At 41.8% G+C, this 16,772-nt stretch carries 12 protein-coding genes; 5 read left to right on the top strand and 7 right to left on the bottom strand.

Going from position 1 to position 16,772, the window contains the following annotated elements:
* Position 1: 1 nt before the first annotated feature.
* The 6 genes from R2S10_RS01175 to R2S10_RS01150 all read right to left on the bottom strand — a co-directional run bounded on the left by R2S10_RS01175 (position 2) and on the right by R2S10_RS01150 (position 9,695).
* On the bottom strand, positions 2–1,720 hold the full coding sequence (locus R2S10_RS01175) for a flavin monoamine oxidase family protein (protein ID WP_316838596.1): 1,719 nt from the start codon (positions 1,718–1,720) through the stop codon (positions 2–4).
* Between the two features lie 197 nt (positions 1,721–1,917).
* Entirely contained in the window at positions 1,918–2,616 is a 699-nt protein-coding gene (locus R2S10_RS01170) for an SDR family oxidoreductase (RefSeq protein WP_316838595.1), read from the bottom strand.
* Between the two features lie 81 nt (positions 2,617–2,697).
* Entirely contained in the window at positions 2,698–4,854 is a 2,157-nt protein-coding gene (locus R2S10_RS01165) for a c-type cytochrome domain-containing protein (protein ID WP_316838594.1), read from the bottom strand.
* Positions 4,855–4,887: 33 nt separating this feature from the next.
* On the bottom strand, positions 4,888–5,913 hold the full coding sequence (locus R2S10_RS01160) for a hypothetical protein (RefSeq protein WP_316838593.1): 1,026 nt from the start codon (positions 5,911–5,913) through the stop codon (positions 4,888–4,890).
* A gap of 7 nt (positions 5,914–5,920) precedes the next feature.
* On the bottom strand, positions 5,921–7,372 hold the full coding sequence (locus R2S10_RS01155; protein ID WP_316838592.1) for a DUF1501 domain-containing protein: 1,452 nt from the start codon (positions 7,370–7,372) through the stop codon (positions 5,921–5,923).
* Positions 7,373–7,376: 4 nt separating this feature from the next.
* Positions 7,377–9,695: a PSD1 and planctomycete cytochrome C domain-containing protein gene (locus R2S10_RS01150; RefSeq protein WP_316838591.1), complete on the bottom strand. Its 2,319-nt coding sequence runs from the start codon at positions 9,693–9,695 to the stop codon at positions 7,377–7,379.
* A 284-nt stretch (positions 9,696–9,979) separates the two neighbouring features.
* On the opposite strand from R2S10_RS01150, the gene R2S10_RS01145 reads away from it, so the two are divergent.
* From R2S10_RS01145 to R2S10_RS01125, 5 genes are read left to right on the top strand one after another with little or no spacing between them, the layout of a single operon-like run.
* A complete protein-coding gene (locus tag R2S10_RS01145; protein WP_316838590.1) occupies positions 9,980–11,299 on the top strand; it encodes an alpha-L-fucosidase in 1,320 nt (439 codons plus the stop codon).
* A gap of 14 nt (positions 11,300–11,313) precedes the next feature.
* Positions 11,314–12,543 (top strand): enolase C-terminal domain-like protein, encoded by a 1,230-nt coding sequence (locus tag R2S10_RS01140; protein WP_316838589.1) that lies wholly within the window; start codon positions 11,314–11,316, stop codon positions 12,541–12,543.
* Between the two features lie 12 nt (positions 12,544–12,555).
* Positions 12,556–14,199, top strand: a complete 1,644-nt coding sequence (locus R2S10_RS01135; protein ID WP_316838588.1) for a sodium:solute symporter — start codon at positions 12,556–12,558, stop codon at positions 14,197–14,199.
* A gap of 3 nt (positions 14,200–14,202) precedes the next feature.
* A complete protein-coding gene (locus R2S10_RS01130; protein ID WP_316838587.1) occupies positions 14,203–14,613 on the top strand; it encodes an L-rhamnose mutarotase in 411 nt (136 codons plus the stop codon).
* Positions 14,614–14,626: 13 nt separating this feature from the next.
* On the top strand, positions 14,627–15,403 hold the full coding sequence (locus R2S10_RS01125) for an SDR family oxidoreductase (protein ID WP_316838586.1): 777 nt from the start codon (positions 14,627–14,629) through the stop codon (positions 15,401–15,403).
* A gap of 89 nt (positions 15,404–15,492) precedes the next feature.
* Here R2S10_RS01125 and R2S10_RS01120 read toward each other — a convergent pair whose 3' ends face one another.
* The gene (locus R2S10_RS01120) at positions 15,493–16,722 is read right to left on the bottom strand and encodes an FN3 domain-containing metallophosphoesterase family protein (protein WP_316838585.1); all 1,230 of its coding nucleotides are present in this window, start codon (positions 16,720–16,722) and stop codon (positions 15,493–15,495) included.
* Positions 16,723–16,772: the final 50 nt, after the last annotated feature.

The raw sequence follows: 16,772 nt of genomic DNA, 5'->3' as shown, positions 1-16,772 counted from the left end.
GTTAGCGCGGATTATTTAAACTTCCTGTGGTTCCATTTACTTCCAGAGCTGTGCGAATACCTGATTCAATCGCCCCTTCAATCCAGGCGTGTTTTAAGGAAGCATGCTCGCCGGCAAAATGTGCTTTCCCATCCCATTCCGTAGAAATGATGTGTTTTTGCAATAAATGCAGCTGACCAGGATTGAAAATCGCAGCCTCACCATAAGCGTAAGGATCCAACATCCAACTTTGAGTAGCACCACCGATCTTGTTCTTAGCGATGCCCTCCGGCCCTTTCGTACTGGTGGTAATCACTGCCAGATCCATAATCCGCTTTCTTTCTTTTTCATCATCGGTATGCATAATGGCCAGATTTCTTAAGGCATAGTAATATCTGTCATTATCGTCCATAGAATCCCAGCGACTTGCTTCATCCGACCAGCAGTAAGAGGCCAGGATTAATCCATGTCCTTTTTTAGCCAGATCATTACTCGGATAATACACAAAACGGTTAGAAAAATCGGTGATCGTACCTCCACCTACAATATTATAAGGTGCTTCCTGCCACCACTTCTCTTTAAATTCCAGCAATATTTTAGTAGCCGAATCATAATGAAGTTCACGGATTGCTTTCCGTTTTAATGGGCTAAAACCAGGATTAACATAAACATGTCTCAGTGCTGAAAAAGGAATGGTTACAATCACCTCATCAAACTCCAAATCGGTAACCGGTGTTTCCAACACTTTGAAACCAGCCTTTTTGTAGTATTTAAAGTCTCTTTTCACTTCAATCTCCACCCCGACCTTGATTTTACCTGTTTTTGAATCAATTTTCAACTCGTCTACGCGACAGTCGAAATAAGTATTGTCTGCCAGGTCATGTGCTTCAAAAAATGCTTTTGGCAACAAGTCCGAACCTCCAACAATTTCTACAAAAGTGGTATCGTCTTTAATGATATTCGTTTCAATAAAGCTTTGAATAAAATCATAAGCCATCCTGGATTCCAGGTTTTGCAATACCCCAATCATTTCAATTGCATTTTCAGAATAAAGCGTTTGCTCTACCAAAAAACGCCTCATCGAATACTCTCCGAAACGCTCAATCAATATTGGCCAGTTTTTCTCCGGATTCATGGCAATAAAATCCTTTAATGGCTGCATTACTTTGAGCATTAAAAGATTTGCGGCTTTGTTTTCCTCAGGATCCTCCAGATCGTAATCCAGTAATTTTTTAATATCCGCATCCTTCTCAGCATACTTATTTTGAACCACCCTCTTGTAATTCACATATAAAAGAGAGTTCCTGGTCTTATCAGGAATAGGTTTTTTTGGATCTGCCTGATGTGCAAATGCCTGCTGCTTATCAACAGAGATATAATAGAAAGGCTCTATTTTCAAATTCAGCTGCTCAATGTATTTCAATACCATCAGGTGGATGGTCGGGATTCGCATCGCACCTGCTTCCCCATAAACACCATCATCTTCAAAATACTTTTTTTCGTCCGTGTTTCTGAAGGTTTTAATCCTTCCACCAACCCTGGTGTTCGATTCAACAATTGTCACATCATGGCCAGCCTTTTTTAACATGCTTGCAGCCACCATACCGGCCATTCCAGCGCCAATGATCAATACTTTTTTTGATTTTTCCGCAGCAGGAATGCCTTCATCAATATATTTTAAATATTGTTGAATGATCGGATCATTGGTTTCATCCAATAACCCATGCAGGTAATTTTCCATAAGAAATTATAATTAAGAGGTTAATAAATACGTAGGTATATCAACTAAAGGAAGGGGTCGGAAAAAGAGAGAGAGCGGCATAAAAGAGAACGTTGATAAGCACTAAATATACGAAACCATCCTTGTAAAAAACAAAAGCCTTTCTGAAATAAATCTCAGAAAGGCTTCGAAATAACCATCATTATGTTAGGCTAAGGCTAGATATTTAAATCCTGCATCGCAGGCATATTGATTTCTTTTACACAGGAAGCATTGGATGTAGAGAGGATAAACTGAATTGCATTGACCACATCCTGAACCGGAATAAATCCATTTGAATTTGCATCCTGATCCAACAGAGCACTATCTTCCAAAAAGCCAAGGTTTAACACACTTACGCCAATCTTATAAGGCCTTAAGTTTTCCCTTAAAGCATGTACCATCCCTCTTGCTGCAAATTTTGTAGCGGAAAAAGTGACTTCTTTGCCATTGTGATGGTCAAGGCCCCAAGTGGAGCCAATAAGGATGAGCTTCCCATTTTCAGACAGCTTCAAGTTTTCAATAAAAGATTGAACCGCTAAAATACAAGACGTGACATTTGTATTGACCATGGTTAAAATCTCTTCTGCTGAGTTATCCTGGAAATGATAGTCTTCCGAAAAAGCGTTTTGTTCCCATATGCCAACGTTATAGATCAAGTAATCGATCTTTTGATCGCCAACTGCAGTTTTAATTGCATTCCTGGCGGCTATTGGATTTGACAAATCTGCCTGAACCCAGTTTACATTCGGATGCTCGTCCAGATAAGCAGGTCTGGTTCTCGAAACACCATAAATCAAGTCATCCTTAGCCGGAAGTAATTTTGTGAGCTGCTGACCTAATCCTTTACTTATTCCATAAATTAAATATGTTTTCATATGTGTTTTCGCGCTTAATCAATTTGACAATCTTATACGCTCATCTAACGCCATCAAAATCATAAAAGTACGTCGACATCCCTAATTCAGCAATATCTCATCAATAAACACCCATGCAGGCTCTCCTTTTCCAGGATGCCAATCCGGTAGCTTCTTCAGGTTTTTGACCACAATTTTCAGATAGGAAATGTTCTGGGTTTTAAATTTCCCCTCCACCTTTATCAACGCTCTTTCTGCATCTTTCTTAGTAGGTTCTGGTTTTACAGTACTCAATAAACGAAGGTTGTTTTTCTGGGGACCTCCCCAAATCTCTACCGCTACCGGAGGTAAAATATAGGATGGAACCAACCGCATCACATTTAAAATTACAGATTGCAATGGAACCGCTTGCTTGAAAAACAGCAAGGCCTCCAAATTATTCTGTCGTACCCCAATCCATTTACCGGAATTCGCTTCATAATCTCCAAACTGCTGATCATTCAGGATTTTTGCCCCTCCTGCCTTATACTTATCGTCGGGCGGAAGTAGAAATGTAATCGTATCCGGCTGATAACCGCTCTTGTAAAAATTATCCGTAATGGTTTCACTTCCATACCATCCTTGTTTATAAGCCTTCGCTTTTAAAGTTGTGCTTTCTTTTAATAGTACCTCCTTATTGTATAAACTGGATTTCAAGCTATCAGGCTCGGATCCATCTGTCGTATATCTGATTTGAACACCGTTTATCGGGTGCTTCATCTGTAAGGCTAATGAATTTTTGAACACCGATACTGAATTCAATAAACGAGGTTGATTTAACTGAATTGGATGTTTACCATCATCTTTAAAGCCAGCAATCACTGCCAGCTTTGGGTTTAGCTTTTGCAATTGTTGCAGCTCCCCTGCTGTTAGTCCAGCATTCCATAAGGTCAGTTTCTGAAGGCTCTTCATCCCCAGTAATGGCTTCAGTTTGCTATAATCCAATTTCGTACCCGATAAAGAAAGGCTGTTTAAATGCTTCATCGCTTGCAGTTCTTTTAAGCCAGCGCCTGTAATATTGGTAAAGTTAAGGTTTAGCGTACGGAGGTTTTCAAAACTGGCAATCGTTTTCAGTTCTTCATCGCGAACGGGCAAACCCTTAAGATCCAAAGAAACGATTTGTTTTTTTATCGCCTCCAGTTCTTTTAGCGCCTCAGGTTTATACTCGTTCTTATTGTAAATATTAACGGCTAATGCCGGCGACTCTTTGGCCAGCGTATACACGATCCTGTAGTTGTTATTCAGTTTCTTAATCGTGCTTTCATCTGCCGCAGCAAAGTCATACTTTGGGGCGGAAGCTTCCGAAGGTGCCAAAAAGGTGGTTGCTATAATTCTTAAAGAATCTGTCAGAGGTAAATCAATCACCTTTTTCTTCAGCTCCGCATTGCCTTTAACCCATAACTTTAAAACTGAGATCTCTTCCTCCGTCAATTGATTTTTTCCTTTTGGAGGCATGTGTTTTTTATCGTCCATAGGGAGATGGATTCTTTCCAGCAACAGGCTGATTTCTGGTTTCCCAGGCACAAATAACTTCCCAGATTTCCCTCCTTTTAATAAGGAAACCGCATTGTCCATCATCAAACTTCCTTTCGCTTTTTCCAGATTATGGCAACTCAGACATTTCTGAGAAAATATGGGCAGTATAACGTCCTCAAATACTTTAGCCTGTTCCAAAGGCACCTTAGGTATTTCCTTCGCAGCAGTTACCGGTTCCATCACGAAGTTATCTCCATGAGTTAATGAAGCGCCATAATGACCAGCAAGAATCAGGCATAACACCGTTACAACTGCCCCTATTCTGGCCAGCGTCACTTTATACCAGGAAGCATTCCTCGACCAATAGATCATTGAAGCCATAAAAACAAGGCCTATCCCCGTCCATTTATGCCATTGCAATACGCTCCCGGAATAACCTTCTTCTTTAGATAACAATAAACCCATGATGACTGTCACCGACGATAACAATGCCCCTGACAATAAAAGTCCTGTTGTAAAACTTTGGTACAATGGTTCTTTAAGATAGGCTTCTTTGAACCTAAAAAACTCCATTAACATCGCCAGCATCAACAATACGATCGGGAAATGCAGAATCATCGGATGCATTCTTCCCAAAGGCTGTAACCAATAAGGAATAGTCAACTGATCGCTAAAAGCGAGTAGAAAGAGAATAAAAACATTAGCTGCAAACAGCGCATTCGCTGCAAGACCTTTAAAAGTCATACCCATATATAAGAGTTACGCTCATCAATAAAACTATACCCTGGTAAATTTATAAGGATAAACCTTGCCGGAAGCCCATTGAGCCACATACAAATTTTCCTCATCATCCACACATACATCATGAGGATTCAATAAAATCTTTTCCCCCTGACTCATCGGCTGCAATACACCATCTTTATATATCGGCTCCTTTCCGCCAATATTGGAGACCACTTTATTTTCTTTATTGAGTATTGTAGTAAAACCACTTCCTGCCAGATTCAAATCCGGAGAACGTAATACTGCTGCGTAGAGGTAATCATTTTTGATCACTGGCCGGCAAACACAAGCACCAGGCAGTTGAATGATCTCCTTTAAATTGCCTTGCATATCAAACCGCTTAAAACAGTTCCTCGTCCGATCGGTTACGAGTAATGATGGTTCCGCATGGCGATGGTCGATACACACACCATGGGCATTATCGAGGTGTTTAGTTTCTGAACCTCTACCTCCAAAGTAACTCAGCAATTTACCCGCTGCGTTGTAATGGAAAACATATTGCAAACCATAACCATCGGCAATAAATATATCACCGTTATCGGCTATTGCCGTTTCGGTAGGCACAAACTCTTCTTTCTTTTTATACAAACCGGTTTCCATCGGACAATCAATCGTCATCAGGACCTTCCCATCCATAGTAGTTTTATAAACCTGATGTCGGTCTGTATCCGTAATAAAAAGATACTCCTTTCCGTTTTCTTTGGCCAAACTCAGTCCATGGGCGCCTGGAAACTCATGTCCCCAGCTCTCCATCAGCTTCCCGGATTTATTATAAATCAGAATGTTGTTTTTAGTCTCATTAGTAAGCAAAATGATCCTTCCTTTTCCATCCTGAACCATCTCGTGACAATCATTTACTGGATTTTTCAAAGGATTCAACTGTCCCCATTTGGGGTCCAGCCGATATTGCATCCCATTATGGCCATAAACAGGCCCTCTTGGCTTTGCATACAGATCTTTTGTAATAAAAAAACTGGCAGAAATGATCGTTGTATTTTTTATAAATGCCCTTCTTTGCATGAATATTTTAAATTAAAATGTCTTTTATCACCGTCCCGGAAACGTCCGTTAACCTGTACCGGCGACCAAGGTGTTTAAATGTTAACTTTTCATGGTTTAAACCAAGTTGATGAAGTACCGTAGCCTGGAAATCATGAACGTGTACCGGATTTGAAATCACGTTATAGCCAAATTCATCCGATTCTCCATATACAATTCCAGGTTTCACACCTCCTCCGGCCATCCAGATGCTGAAGCAACGTGGATGATGGTCGCGGCCATAATTGTCTTTCGTCATTGCCCCCTGACTATAATTCGTCCTTCCAAATTCACCGCCCCAGATCACCAGTGTTTCATCCAGCAATCCTCTTTGTTTCAAATCGGTGATCAATGCTGCCGAAGCCTGATCCACATCCTTCGCTTGTCCGGCCATCTCCGAAGGGAGGTTGCCATGCTGGTCCCAGCCTTGATGGTACAATTGCACAAAGCGCACCCCGTCTTCACTTAACTTTCTTGCCAGCAAACAATTGGCAGCAAAAGTTCCGGGTACCAGACAGTCCGGGCCATATAGCTTAATGATATCGTCGGGTTCTTTACTCAGATCTGTCGTTTCAGGCACAGCTGTCTGCATTCTGTAGGCCATCTCATATTGCTGTACTTTGGCACTAATCTCCGGATCACCAAATTCCTGATAAGAAATTTCATTGAGTTCCGCCAGCTGATCGAGCATCTTTCTTCTTTCAAATCTATTCAATCCATTAGGATCTTTCAGGTACAATACCGGATCCTCGCCACTGCTAAATTGAACACCCTGATGGGTAGAATCCAGAAATCCATTTGTCCAAAGCTTGGAATACACCCCCTGCCCATTCCCTTTCCCTCTGGAAAGCAACACCGTAAAGGCAGGCAGGTTTTTATTTTCACTACCCAGTCCATAACTCAGCCATGCACCCATACTCGGCCTGTTGCCCTGCTGGGCACCAGTCTGGAAAAAGGTCAAGGCCGGATCATGGTTGATCGCCTCCGTATGCATGGATTTGATGATACAAATATCGTCTACCACCTTAGCAGTATAAGGGAACAGATCACTGATCCATGCCCTGGAATCACCATATTGCTTAAAATCAAAATAGGAACCTACCAAAGGAAAAGAAGCCTGATTGGCAGTCATACCCGTTAACCGTTGCCCGGCACGAATAGATGCTGGCAATTCCTGGCCCATCATTTCCCTGAGTTTTGGCTTATAATCAAAGGATTCCAGTTGTGAAGGTGCCCCATTTTGGAACAGGTAAATCACTCTTTTCGCCTTTGGTGCAAAATCCGGAATTCCCGGAGGAAGGCTACTTTCGTCCATCCCGCCAGTAAACAGGTCCGGGATCAATAAAGAACCCAAAGCCACACTGCCAAGTCCTAAACTTAGTCTGGATAAAAAACGGCGCCTGTTGAAATTAAGTCCATGTTCTAAAAAATCCTTTTCCATAGCGCTAGGTTTTTGTAATGGTTTCTTCTAAATTATAAATGGTAGTCATCACTTGCATCAGCGCAGCTAAATCTTGTTTATTGATTTGCTTCGGAATTGGGAACTCCCCAACTGCCAACACCTTTTCTGCTTGTGATTTTTTCTGAAATACCTTTTGCTGATCCACATAATAGGCGGTCAATAGTTTAATTTCCTTTTCATTTGGATTTCTGCATACGATCAAGCGAAATGCTTTGACCAATTTGGCTGGAACATCCGTCTTTTCTTGCAATAAACTAGCCGCCAAAACACGGGAAGCTTCCAATACCGTAGGGTCATTTAGCATCACCAATGCCTGTAAAGGCGTATTCGTATTTAAGCGCAGCACTTCACATTGGTCTCTGTTGCTCGCATCAAAAATGCTCATCGTAGGTGGTGGTACCGTACGTTTGATAAAGGTATACATCCCCCTTCTGTACAAACTATTTCCATGATCCTGAACATATTTCGCCAAAATTCCGCGTCCAGAGGTAGCCGCTTCCCAGAGTCCTTCCGGCTGATAAGGTTTCACACTTGGACCGCCAATTGTTTTCACCAGCAATCCACTGCTCGCCAATACGACATCCCTTACCGATTCGGCTGGAATCCTATGACGAGAACTTCTGGACAATAAAATATTATCCGGATCTGTCTTTAATTTTTCCTGGGAAAGTACTGCCGACTGACGATAGGTAGCAGAGCTGACGATCTGTTGTACCAAACGCTTGATATTCCAACCATGATTCATAAAATCTACAGCCAACCAATCTAGCAATTCAGGATGAGAAGGAAGTTCCCCTTGCATCCCGAAATCCCCCGATGTTTTTACCAAACCCCGACCAAAAAACTGCTGCCAGATCTGGTTTACGAAGACCCTTGCAGTCAACGGATTTTGTTTATCAAATAACCATTTAGAAAGTCCTAGTCGGTTTTTAGCATATTGATTGCCAAATGACAATATAGACTTAGGCGTTCCCGCGGATACTTCTGTACCATGCGCATCATAAACACCCCTATTCAGGATATAAGTTTTACGTAAGGTATCCATATCGCCCATCACCGAAACAATGAGCTTATTGGTGTCTTGTTTATTGACAAAAGACAGGATTTTTTTTACATCCTGGTTGCTGATCTCCATCAAAGGTTTTTTAGCATAAGTCTCCACCCCTCCAACAGTGGATTCCAGTCCAACTTCCTTTACATTATTAAAGAAGGCAAATACCTCATAATACTCCTTTTGAGAGAAGGGATCGTATTTATGGTCATGACAATGGGCACATTCTAAGGTCACGCCTAATAAGGCTTTCCCAAAGGCATTGGTACGATCGGTCACATATTCTACACGATATTCTTCGTCAATGACTCCACCTTCTTCCGTGATTTTATGGTTTCGGTTAAAACCGGTTGCCAGGAGCTGTTCTTTAGTTGCATTGGGCATTAGGTCACCTGCCAATTGCCAGGTAATAAACTGATCATATGGCATGTTTTTGTTAAAAGCATGGATTACCCAATCTCTCCATGGCCATTGAGAACGGTAATTATCATCCTGATAACCATGGGAATCTGCATATCTGGAAACATCCATCCAATGAAGCGCCATCTTCTCCCCATATGCTGGTGTATTTAACAGAGATACCACCGCTTTTTCATAAGCTTTACTACTGCCATCGGCCAGGAACTTATCCATCAGTTCAATACCAGGTGGCAAGCCGGTCAGATCCAGGCTTAACCTTTTCAAAATCCTTTCTTTATCGGCTTCCGGATTCGGCTTTACACCCCGCTGTTCCATCTTTTCCAGCACAAAATAATCCAGCTCATTCTCTGCCCAGCCTTCGGTTTTAACTTTCGGAATCTTCGGCATTTTTGGCGGATTAAAGGCCCAGTGTTTTTCATATTTCGCCCCTTGTTTGATCCATTTCTCAATCAGCGAAATCTCATGTGAGGTCAGTTTTAGATTGGAAGATTTGGGCGGCATAATCAGGGCCGAATCTGTGGTAGAAATCCTTAAAAAAACCTCTGATGCACCCGGCTTAAAAGGAACGAGTGCATGTGCAGAAGGATTTTCCTTCAAGGCTTTATAAGCTGCTTCCGCAATATCGAGTCTTAAACCCGCTTCCCGCTTATTCGCATCTGGCCCGTGACAAGCGAAACACTTATCCGATAAAATCGGGCGCACATGAAAATTATAGCTAACGGTATCAGGTATTTGTTCATCAATACCTTGATTACCCGGCGAATTGCAGGCTTGTATCGCATATACAATACCCACAATCGCGAGCATTATATAAAATAGCCTGCGATACATACAACAATATATTTGGTTTCTTTTGTGTAGACAACCTTATTCAGGTCATCTACGGTAATATTAGATAATATACGTAATTCTAACAATGGATTATACTATACATATAATGGATTATTCCACGACCACTATGCTGATCAAACAGAAAACTTGGTCTATTCTCAGTAGAATTATCCATTCTCCTAAGTATCATAGAATAATCCATTAAAGCCAAAGCATAGTTTATTGTGCTGGTTGTTTAAAGGTTCTAATTTAGTTTTTCGGAAACCAATATAAGCCTTCACAAAATGAAACGACTATTCACACTCTTGATATTACTCGCTATGTATTGTCAAAGTCAGGCACAAACTGCCGCAATTGATCCATCTATAAAAACGTCAAAGGTAGTGCTGGATGATTTTATGGACCAACGTTTTGGAATGTTTATCCACTGGGGTCCTGTTGCCCTTCGTGGTACGGAAATAGGCTGGAGCAGGGGAACAAACGTACCAACTAATGAATATGATAATTTATATAAAGAATTTAATCCGGTTTTATTTGATGCAGACCAATGGGTAAAAACGGCAAAAGATGCCGGCATGAAATACCTGACCATCACTGCTAAGCACCATGATGGTTTCTGCCTATGGCCAACCAAATATTCGGACTATAGCATCATGAATTCTCCCTACAAAAAAGACATTGTGGGCGAACTGGCCAAGGCCTGTAAAAAGTACAACCTAAAGTTTTGCGTTTATTTTACTGTGTTGGATTGGCATGATCCTAATTACCCCGTCCATCTACCAGATGGAAAAATCTCGGATCCAAAAGCAGACATGAACAAGTTTGTAAAGACCATGAAAAATCAGTTGCAGGAAATAGTGACCCAATATCACCCTTATATGCTTTGGTTTGATGGCAACTGGGAAAGCCCATGGAAAAATGAATACGGCGTAGAGATTTATACCTTCCTTAAAAAATTAGATCCAAAAGTGATCATTAACAACAGACTTGGTGCCGGACAAGGTGCCGACCATCCCAATTTATCCGCTCAAACCATTGGAGACTATGCCACTCCTGAGCAAAAAATCGGAGAGCTGAACATGAACCATCCATGGGAAACCTGTATGACCATTTGTAATCAATGGGCCTGGAAACCAAATGATAAATTAAAGACACTAAAAGAATGTATTCAGACCTTAGCTAAGACTTCCGGTGGAAATGGGAACCTATTATTCAACGTAGGTCCGATGATGGATGGACGTATCGAACAACGCCAGATCAACAGATTGAAAGAAATGGGCGATTGGTTAAACACCTACGGGGAGAGTGTTTATGGTACCAAAGGAGGTCCATACAAACCAAATGAAACCTATGCTGCCACCCGTAAAGGCAATAAAATTTACATCCATGTTTTCGAAAGAAAAGCTGAAGAATTAACCCTTCCAGCATTAAAAGGAGTTAAGGTTAACAAAGCTTACCTGTTAAAAGGCAGCAAAATCACGCATCGTAAGGATGCTACAGGAGCCATTACGCTACAGTTGCCAGCCCAGCTTCCAAATGCTGACGATTCAGTTATCGTACTGGAACTGAATACCAATGCAGAAAAACTACCTGTTACCATTTAAACCAAACCTGAACCATGATTACCAAAATACAAATTAACGATGCAAGATATCCATTAGGGAAAGGTGCCGGCAGTGATGCCATACACCGCGATCCCATCTATTCTTATGCCGTCACAAATCTAATAGACGACAGTGGTCTAGTAGGTACTGGCTTCGCATTTACGCTTGGCGAAGGGAACGACCTAGTTTGTAAAGCCGCCGCATTTTATGCAGAACAACTCAAAGGAAAAGATATTGAAGAACTGATGGCAGATTTCGGCACAGTTTTTCATCAGTTTTCTAATGAGCAACAATTCCGATGGTTAGGGCCGCATAAAGGAGTTGTGCATCTGGCATTGGCCTCAGTTACCAATGCCTGTTATGATTTATGGGCAAAAAAGCGAGGTATTCCATTATGGAAATTGCTGACTGACTTAAGCGCAGAAGAAATCCTAAATACGCTGGATCTCTCGTATCTGGAAGATGAACTCAGCAGAGCGCAGGCCTTAAGCCTATTACAAAGCAATATCAACAGCAAATCTGAGCGCATGGGGATTATTGAAGCAGGATATCCTGGATACGATACCTCTATTGGCTGGTTTAATTACCCGGATGAAAAAGTACGTGAAAACTGTAAGAAAGCGGTTGCTGAAGGATTTACTGCCATGAAGCTTAAAGTAGGCAGTACTGATCCGGAGCGCGACATTCGCAGGGCGCACATTGTTCGCGAGGTGGCCGGTGCAGACATCAAAGTAATGCTGGATGCCAACCAACAATGGAACTTACCACAAGCCATTAAGATCTGTAAGGAACTGCAAAGTATGAACCCCTACTGGATTGAGGAACCTACCCATCCAGATGATGTTCTTGCCCATGCAACTTTAGCCAAAGCCATTGCACCGACCAAACTTGCCTTAGGAGAACACGTACCTAACCGCATTATCTTTAAGAACTATCTGCAAACCGGATCTGCAGGTTTCATGCAGGTGGATGCCGTTCGTGTGGGTGGGGTCAGCGAATTTATCACTGTAAGCTTGCTGTGTCGTAAATTCAATATCCCTGTAGTTCCTCACGTGGGTGATATGGGACAACTACACCAGCATCTCGTGTTGTTTAACCACATTTCTATGGGACATGAAGCCTTATTTCTGGAGCATATTCCACACCTACAGCAACATTTCGTTCATCCTGTCAGGATTGAATCTGGCGTATATCAAACACCTATGGAGCCGGGAAGCAGCTGCGATTTAAAATCATTGAATTAATCCGGAAAAAGCATGTTAAATTCTCTAGACTTAGGCATCAGCATTATATACATCCTTGGTATTCTAGCCGTAGGACTTTGGGCTGGAATTAGTCACCGGCGTAAAAATAAGGCAAATGCTGCCGGCGAATATTTTCTGGCGGGAAAAACCTTAAAATGGCCTGCAATCGGACTAGCGCTGTTTGCCACCAATATCTCTACCGTACACCTGGTTAGTCTGGCACAAAGTGGTTTCGACAGCGGTTTGCTCAATGGGAATTTTGAATGGATGGCGGCATTTACCCTAATCCTGCTTTCTTTATTCTTTGTCCCATTTTACATCAAATCAGGAGTGGCCACCCTACCGGACTTTCTGGAAAAACGATATGATAGATCCAGTCGGGATTGGCTGGCCATCATCTCCGTGGTTTCGGCCATCATTATCCATATCGCCTTTTCTATGCTTGCCGGAGGCATCGTGTTGAAAACACTTTTCGGATTAAATATGTACGTCAGCATTATCGTCATCTGTGTCATCACGGCCATTTACACCATTATTGGGGGATTAAAAGCAGTAGTCGTTACAGAATCCATACAAACGGTAGTCCTTCTTGCAGGCGCATTCATTATCAGCTATGCTGCTTTTCAAAAGATGGGTGGCTGGGAACCGATGACCAACGTATTAAAAGCAAATAACGAAATGGACAAGCTTTCCATGCTTCGACCGCATGGGGACAGTAGCGGAATGCCCTGGTATACGATATTTCTAGGTTACCCTATCCTCGGTATTTGGTACTGGTGTGCAGATCAAACCATCGTACAAAGGGTACTTGGGGCTAAAGATGAAAACCATGCCCGCATTGGCCCATTATTTTGTGGTTTCATTAAGCTATTACCGGTTTTCATCTTTGTCCTGCCTGGTCTTTTTGCCTATACCCTTTCCAAATCAGGGCATCTGGACATCAGTAGTCTGGGTTTGGATGATCAAGGAAACGTAAACTCAAAAGGCATTTATACCTTGATGATTACCCAGTTATTACCTTCCGGATTGGTGGGCGTACTCGTTGCGGCATTATTGTCCGGATTGATGAGTCAGGTTTCGGGAGCGTTGAATTCCATATCTACCATGGTCAGTTACGATATGTACCAGCGTTACCGCCCTACTGCTACTGATAAGCAACTGATTCGGGTAGGAAAAATTGCCGCTGCCATTGCCTTGGTATTCTCTCTTGGCCTGCTCCCATTACTCAATAGATATGAAAGTATTTTCAGTGGAATCAATGATATCATCGCCCACATTGCACCCCCAATTACCTGTGTATTTTTACTAGGTGTTTTTTGGAAAGGAGCTTCTGCTGAATCGGCAAAACTGACCCTATGGATCGGCTCCGCATTGGGTGTAATTGTATTTGCCATTAACAAACTTTTCCCTGAATCTTTGATTGGTCATATTCCCTTCATGATGATGGCCTTTTACCTATTCTGCACCTGCGTATTTATCCAGGTGGTTTTTTCCTATGTATATCCTGTTCAACATACTGAAGAAAGTTCCAGGTTGTACTGGAAAACACCATGGGAACCCTTACAAGGGCCAGCATGGAAAGGCATTGGAAATTACAAGATCCTCTCTGCGCTATTGTTAACTGTTACAGCTGTTTTATATTATATATTCCGATAGAAAATGAAAATAAATGTCATCATCGTATTGCTATCAGGACTGTTCCTGTCTGCTTGCCAAAAGGAAATTAAACCCATAAAACGCTTTGCATCAGTAACCGGCTTAAAGGCCGATAAACTGGCAGCATACAAAGCGCTCCATGCAAATGCCTGGCCGGAAGTTTTAAAGAAGATAAAAGACTGTCACATTGAGAACTACTCCATTTATCTCCAGAAAATAAACAACGAATATTACCTGTTTAGCTATTTCGAGTATACCGGGAAAGATTTTGATGGAGATATGAAAAAGATGGCGGCAGATGCTAATACCCAACGTTGGTGGAAAGAAACTGATCCTTGTCAGCAACCATTGCCGGAAGCAGCGGCAAAGAACGAAATATGGACACCAATGGAAGAGGTGTTCCACACAAATTAAGCGCAAAAAACATATGAAATTATTATCCGATAAAGTTATTTTCCTCAGCGGAGGATCCATGGGCATTGGGTTGGAATGCGCGAAAAGTTATGCAAAAGAAGGCGCTATTGTTGTCATCGCTGCCCATTCCTCAGGCCCTGTAACCGCTGCCATTGCGCTTTTAGGCGATAAACACTTTGGAATCACTTGTGATGTATCCGATGCCTCGCAAGTAGCGGATGCCATACAGCAAACCCTGAATAAATACGGTCGAATTGATGCGATACACAACAATGCAGGAATCGCCTCTCCTTCTAAACCCTTACACGAAACAAGCGATGAAGAATGGGACAACCTCATGAACATCAACTTAAAAAGCGTCTTATTGACTACGCGCTATGGCTTTAAAGCATTGCAGGAAAGCAAGGGTTGTATCCTCAATACCAGTAGTCTCGTTGGAGAAATCGGACAGGAGAATCATGCGGCTTACACCGCCACAAAAGGAGGCATGAATGCATTAACAAAATCAATGGCATTGGATTATGCGAAGGATAAAATCAGGGTAAATGCGGTAATGCCTGCGGGTGTATGGACGCCAATGTTGCGCGAATGGAGCCAGGAACAACCCAATGCCAGTTCTATTGAAAAATATCTGGACGACATCCATCCATTAGGATATTGCCCGGATGGAGATGCCATTGCAGATGCCTGTGTATTTCTACTTTCAGATAAAGCGAGGTTCATCACTGGAACTACACTTGCTGTTAGTGGTGGTGCAGAATTAGGCTATAGAAGAACAGCTGGCAATTAGCATTTTATTGGTATTCAAATGATGTGTTCATCTGTCTCGAACACATCATTTGAAACCTATTTAAAACGGATAAAGTAATGATTGCTTCATTACTTTTTTAAACACACATGGCTTGCGACTTCCTTACCGGAATCATCCAGCATACTTACCTGAATCTGCTTTTTATTGGCTTTAATTTTTGTCAGTGTCCGGAAGCCCTCTTTTGGGCCGCCACCAATGATAATTGGGTAATTATTTAAACCTTTTACCGGTGGATTTACTTTATACTGATGGGTATGACCACTCAGTACCAGGTCTACCTTGCCACGATTCATGATCGGTTCAAATAATTCGGTACAATGTACAGCACCATGCGCATCACCAGAATATCGTGGTGGAATGTGCATCAACACTACACGGAAAGCTGCGTTCTTAAATTCCTTACGGTTGATTTCATTTTCAAGCCATGCTGCCTGTTCTATTCTGTACTGGTCAAAATCTACGATCCCAGCGTATACCGGATGCGCATCTTCTTTATCTTCCCCTGTATCCAGAATCACAAAACGAACAGGTCCTAAAGTGAATGAAGTATTCCCCACCTGATCAAAATAAGCCGGAAAATCACGTGCAAATTTACCTCTGGTTTCATGGTTACCCCTCACATATAAAAAAGGTGTTTTCTTAGCAAAGTAATCCACACATGGCTGTAGCATGTTTTTGATGATCTGCTGTTCGTCTGTTTGGTGATCAAAAATATCCCCATTAAAAAACACAAAATCACGCGGATTGCCTTTATCCAAATCTAATAGATGGGCAATAGATTTTGGCCTGTCGTGGATGTCATTTAACATAACAAAAGAAACCTCTTCTTTTGAAGTATCGGTATTCAGAAAGCTTTCAATTCCACTGGAAACCGTTTCCCCGTAAGTGAGTTTATAGGGCTGGAAATCTTTGATTTCTTTGGAGAGTATTTTATAATAATAAGTTCTTCCAGGCTTCAAGTGCTCTAGTTTAACACAGTTTAAGCGGTCTGTAGGCTTTAAACCCAAACCACTTTTTCCATAGGCTTTTTTATCCAGTAATTCGGCCGACTCCCCATATTCTACCCAACTCGAGCTGTCTTTACTCGTGATCCATAGTATGGAAATACTATTGCCAAAATTGGTCTGTAAATATGGTCCGGTAAGGATTTTAAAATCCTCATTAATTCCTTGCGTTTTTGGACTAGAGATTGCCTTTTCTGGCTGTAATAAAGCAAGTCCGCCCAGGACAAGCCCACCTTTCAGGAAGTTCCTTCGGTTTTCTTTAACCTGACTTTCCTTTAATAGATTATCGTTCATTTATTTTGGTTGGTTCTTTTGTGATTGTTAGTTCGAATGTAAGAACTTAA

Source organism: Pedobacter gandavensis (assembly GCF_032678745.1).
GTDB lineage: Bacteria > Bacteroidota > Bacteroidia > Sphingobacteriales > Sphingobacteriaceae > Pedobacter > Pedobacter gandavensis_C.
Note: the sequence above shows the minus strand (reverse complement) of the source record. Positions and strands in the feature narration are given on the sequence as shown.